General features: G+C 68.1%; 4 protein-coding genes. 3 read left to right on the top strand and 1 reads right to left on the bottom strand.

The window, feature by feature from the left end; all coding sequences use genetic code 11:
- On the top strand, nt 1–1,257 hold a 1,257-nt coding region (locus tag VGH85_21400; GenBank protein HEY2176372.1), incomplete at its 5' end, for a sialidase family protein.
- Between the two features lie 21 nt (nt 1,258–1,278).
- Here VGH85_21400 and VGH85_21395 read toward each other — a convergent pair.
- Nucleotides 1,279–3,369 carry a hypothetical protein gene (locus VGH85_21395; GenBank protein ID HEY2176371.1) on the bottom strand — a complete coding sequence of 697 codons (2,091 nt, stop codon included), beginning with the start codon at nt 3,367–3,369 and terminating at the stop codon, nt 1,279–1,281.
- 517 nt (nt 3,370–3,886) lie between these two features.
- On the opposite strand from VGH85_21395, the gene VGH85_21390 reads away from it, so the two are divergent.
- Together VGH85_21390 and VGH85_21385 are read left to right on the top strand one after the other, a co-directional pair.
- Entirely contained in the window at nt 3,887–4,996 is a 1,110-nt protein-coding gene (locus tag VGH85_21390; protein HEY2176370.1) for an NAD(P)/FAD-dependent oxidoreductase, read from the top strand.
- 90 nt (nt 4,997–5,086) lie between these two features.
- Nucleotides 5,087–5,326 (top strand): multicopper oxidase domain-containing protein (locus VGH85_21385; GenBank protein ID HEY2176369.1); only part of this gene is annotated, 240 nt, incomplete at its 3' end.

The following is a 5,326-nucleotide window of genomic DNA, read 5'->3' as shown; positions in this document are numbered from 1 at the left end:
GCGGGGTTCGCGACGTCGACGAACAACGGCGCCAGCTGGACGAGTGGACTCCTGCCCGGGATCACCAAGTACGCCGGCGGCGGCGCGAATGACCGCGCGACCGACGAGTCGGTCGCCTACGACGCCGCTCACGGAGTCTGGCTCGTCTCGTCGCTGACCCTGCTCGAGGCCGGTGGCGTGCACGGCAACTCGATCGTCACGAGCCGCTCGACCGCCGGCTTAACCTGGAGCGCACCCTTCACGACGGCGACCGGTGGCGATCTCGACAAGAACTGGATCGTCTGCGACAACACCGCGACAAGCCCGTTCTACGGACATTGCTACACGCAGTGGGACGACCACGGAGCCGGCAACCTCCTGAAGATGAGCACGTCGACCGACGGCGGGCAGCACTGGTCGGCGCCAGCGACGAACAACAGCGGTGTGATCGGCGGTCAGCCCGTCGTGCGACCCGACGGCACGGTCATCGTCCCGATCGCGAACGCGAACGAGACGGCTATCGGCGCGTTCAGCTCGACGAACGGCGGCGTGAGCTGGAGCGCGGTCACGACGATCGCCACCATCCGCCACCACACGGTCGCGGGCGGACTGCGCGAGGGGCCACTGCCATCGGCGGAGATCGACGGCAGTGGGACGGTCTACGTCGCCTGGGCGGACTGCCGCTTCCGCCGTTCCTGCAGGACGAACGACATCGTCCTCAGCCATTCCCTGAATGCGACCGGGACGAGCTGGTCATCGGTCGCCCGCGTCCCGATCGACGGGACCAGCAGCCGCATCGACCACTTCATCCCGGGGCTTGCCGTGAACAAGGCGACGTCCGGAGCCGCCGCGCAGCTGGGGCTGACCTACTACTTCTATCCGTCCGGTAGTACCCAGCTCGGCGTCGGCTTCATCTCCTCGACCAACGCCGGGAGCACCTGGAGCACACCGCAGACGGTGGCGAGCGGCATGCCCTCGACCTGGACGGCGACCACGAGCCAGGGCCGGATGGTCGGGGACTACATCTCCAGCTCGTACGGCTCCGACAACCTCGCGCACGCGGTGTTCGCGGGTGCCTCGGCGCCGACGACCGGGACGAGCTGCAGCTCCGTCCTGGACAACTGCTCGGAGCCGATGGAGACCTTCGCGTCGGGCCTCGGGGCGGGTGGCACCGTGTCGGGCGCAGCTGATCCGATCCGGTTCTCCGGGAACGGCGGCGCCGATGCGAACAACCTCTGGAACGTTGTCGACAACAACGGGGCGAAGCACCGCGACTGACGTGAATCGACCCGATGTTCGTTAGAACGACGAGATGACGCCGCCCTGGCGCTCGTAGCCCGTGACCGACGGGCCCCAGGCGGAGCCATCCCACCACTTGTGGTAGAGCGCGCTGTCGGTCCCGGTTACGAAGACGTCGAGCCGGTTCGGGCCCCACGACACGAGCCGCGGCTGCGACGTGGAGACACCGCCCATCGCCTCGTAGGCAGTCAACGACGGTCCCCAGGACGAGCCGTCCCACCACTGGTGGTAGAGCTGGCTGTCCGTACCGATCACGAACGCATCGAGGCGATTCGGGCCCCAGGCGACCAGCTCCGGCTGGCCGACGCACACGCCGCCGTGTCGCTCGAACCCGGTGGGCGAAGGACCCCACGCAGAGCCGTCCCACCACTTGTGATAGAGCGCTCCGTCGGTGCCGATCACGCACACGTCTAGGCGGTTAGGTCCCCAGGAGACCGCCCGCGGTGCGGACATGCAGATCCCGCCGAGCCGCTCGTAGCCGGTCAGGGACGGTCCCCAGGACGAGCCGTCCCACCACTTGTGGTAGAGGGCACGGTCGGTGCCGAGCACGAACACGTCGAGCCGGTTCGGCCCCCAAGAGACGACCTCGGGCTGGCCGAGGATCACGCCGCCCTGCCGCTCGTAACCCGTCAGCGACGGCCCCCAGGACGAGCCGTTCCACCACTTGTGGTAGAGGGCGCGATCGGTGCCAAGCACGAACACGTCCAGCCGGTTCGCCCCCCAGGACACGACGCGCGGGTCGCCGAGGCAGATGCCGCCCTGGCGCTCGTAGCCCGTGACCGATGGGCCCCAGGCGGAGCCATCCCACCACTTGTGGTAGAGCGCGCTGTCCGTTCCGGTGACGAAGACGTCGAGGCGGTTCGGGCCCCAGGCGACGGCCTGCGGAACGCTCTCGCAGATCCCGCCCAACGGCTCGTAGCTGGTCAGCGACGGGCCCCAGGCTGACCCGCCCCACCACTTGTGGTAAAGCTGGCGATCGGTACCGAGCACGAACACGTCGAGCCGGTTCGCGGCCCACGAGACGACCGGACCAGAGCTCGCGCGCGCGGCGCCCACCGGCACAGCTGGAGCGATGGTGCAGGCGTTCTGGGCGTTCGACCATTCGGTTTGCACGAGGAACCCGCCGAGGCGGGTGGTCTGCCGATTGCAGATGTCGCCGATCTCGTCCCCGGAGGAGCTGTCCCACCAGGCGTTCAGGTCCGGGTCCGTGACCGCCTCGGCGAGTTCGTGGCTCGAAACCTCCGTCAGGGTGTCCAGGAACTGGCCGGGGAAGACGCAGCCTGCGCAGTTCACAAACGGGATCACGGCGTAGCGGACGCCGCCGATGTGATTGTGGTAACCGCAGAATCCGCCGGCCGCGCAGGACTGGCTCGAGCCGAGCAGTGAGACGACTCCCGGCGGGAGGTAGATGAAGTAGAGGGTGTTCGCGTTCGTCGCCGGGACGGTCCCGTTCGCTATGAAGCCCTGCAGCGACGTCTGGATCTGTCCGTCCGTGACCTGCCTGACGGCGCCGACGATCGTGCCCGGCTCGCTGTTCGTGATCCGCACCGACGGCAGCCGTGTCCCGTGCTGGATCGTTGTGGTCGCGGTGCTGTATTCGGCGAGCATGTCCATGTACTCGCTGGTGAGGATGAAATCGAAGAAGCCGTCCAACTGGGTTGCGAGCTGCGAGTTGGCGGTCTGCGACCACGCTGCACCCCAGTAGATCGGCACGATCTGGACCGCTCCGAGGATCGGGCCGCCGTGGTTCGTGAGGCCGGGTGGGGCGGTGATCACCGGGGCGACCCCGGCCGCCTCGAAGTCCGCCGGCGGGACGACGCCCCGGGGGGCGCTGACCAGCGGGGCGACACCGGCCGCCTCGAAGTCGGCCAGTGGGACGATGCCCCTTGGCGCCGCGAGCTCGGCCCCTTCGAGCGGGGCTTCCTCCATAGGCTCAGCGACCGCGACGCCGTCGCCCTCCTGCTCCGCGGCGTTCATCTCGCCGGATGGCATGTCGCTGCCGCCGGTCATCGTGGCCATCGCCGACGCGACATCGGTCTCGTCGCCCGTCCCGGTGCTCGCTTCCGCGCCCATTGCGGCCGAACCGGGCATCTCGTCCTCGTCGGACATCCCGCGCGCTGGCGGCCTCTCCGCGATTTCGGCGCCGGGCATCGTCTGCTGACGGCGAGGTGAACGCGCACGGCCCGAGTTCGTCGGTGCCTTCTTCTTACTGGGCATAGCGGCCCCCTTCTTGCTCGCCGCGGTGTTGATGCCCCTCGCCGGAAAGAAGTGGGACGGAGTCGCCGCCGTGTCCCGCGGCATTCGTTTCGCTGGAATATACCAGTCACCGTCCAGCGGTGTGGCCGCATGTCGTAGTCATTGCGGGCTACAAGTCGGCCACAGGGGGGTCGCGCGCATCACGCGAAAGCAAACACTTCGCCCCCGAATCTAGTTACCACATTCTTGCTTGCTCCGCCCGGCTCGGCCAAACACCGGCGCACCATCTGGGGTAAGGTCGAGGCCACGCAATGGTCATGGTCCGACTCTGCGTGGTCACTGTCAGAAGGAGGAATCAGGATGGTTCGACGGACTCGCGTCCTCTCACGACCGGACTGGAGAGGTGACCGCCATGCCTAGCGGCGGCACGCATTACGACGTCGTCGTAGTCGGCGGCGGCCAAGCCGGTCTCGCGATCGGCTACTACCTCGCTCAGCAGGGCTGCGACTTTCTGATCGTCGAGCGCGAACCGGATGTGGCGGCCGCCTGGCGCGATCGCTGGGAGTCGCTAACGCTGTTCACGCCGCGCGCGTACGACAGCCTGCCGGGGCTCGAGTTCCCGGGCGAGCCGGACGGTTACCCGACGCGCGACGAGGTGGTCGCCTACCTGCGGGCGTATGCAGCGGACTTCGACCTGCCGGTACGGCTCGGCACTCCGGCAAAGAGCGTTTCCCGTGACGGCGACCAGTTCGCGATCGAGCTCGACGGTGGGCGCATCACGGCGAAGCAGGTCGTGATCGCGACCGGCCCCTTCCAGGAGCCGCGCATCCCGGCGTTCGCCGATGGGCTGGCGCCCGCAGTCGTGCAGATGCACAGCGCCGGCTACCGGCGTCCTGCCGATCTGCCGGCCGGCCGAACGCTGATTGTCGGCGGCGGTAACACCGGCTACCAGATCGCCCACGAGCTGGCGGCAACCCGGGAGACGCACATCGCCATCGGCACGCGCCAAGCTGCGTTGCCGCAACGGCTGTTCGGCCGCGACCTGTTCTGGTTCCTGACGAAGACCGGTCTGATCTACAAGTCCGTCGATTCGAGGCTCGGCCGGCGCATGAGTCAAAAAGAGACGCTTGTCGGTCCGTTGCCGAAGGTCGCCAAGCGGTTGGGCGTCGTCGCGCACGGGCGCGCCACCGACGCTTCCGGGCGGACCGTGACCTTTGCGGACGGCAGTCAGATCGACGTCGACGGCGTGGTCTGGGCCACTGGCTTCCGCTACGACCACAGCTGGATCGACCTTCCGATCACCGGCGGGGACGGCCGGATCAAACACCACCGCGGCGTGACCGAGATCCCGGGCCTGTACACCCTCGGCCTTCAGTGGCAGCACACGCGCGGCTCCGCGCTGCTCGGGTTCGTCAAGGACGACGCGGCGTTCATCGCGCAGCGGATCGCGGCGGACGCGAGCGCTGCGCGCGAGATGCCTTTCACCGCGACGCAGCCAATGGCTGCAGGGCAAGGAGATTGACAAGTGCAGGAACACGTCCACACCGAATCATCGTCGGCCGGAGCGTTCCCGACGGACGCCACTGGACTGCCACAAGCGCGCGCGAGTGAAGTGATCGAGCTGGCCGACGGGCAGTTGTTCGAGATGAGCATTGAGCCGATTGCCAAGCAGCTCGGTCAGCACACCGTGCGGATGCTCGGATACAACGGCTCGGTTCCGGGCCCGACGCTGCGCGTCCCGGAAGGCGCAGAGATCGAGGTCAAGGTCGAGAACCGCGGCGATCTCGACGCGACCGTCCATTGGCACGGGCTCCGTCTCGACAACGCCTACGACGGGACCCACGAGACCCAG

It is taken from the genome of Mycobacteriales bacterium (assembly GCA_036497565.1).
GTDB lineage: Bacteria > Actinomycetota > Actinomycetes > Mycobacteriales > QHCD01 > DASXJE01.
This window is presented reverse-complemented; position numbering and strand designations above follow the sequence as displayed.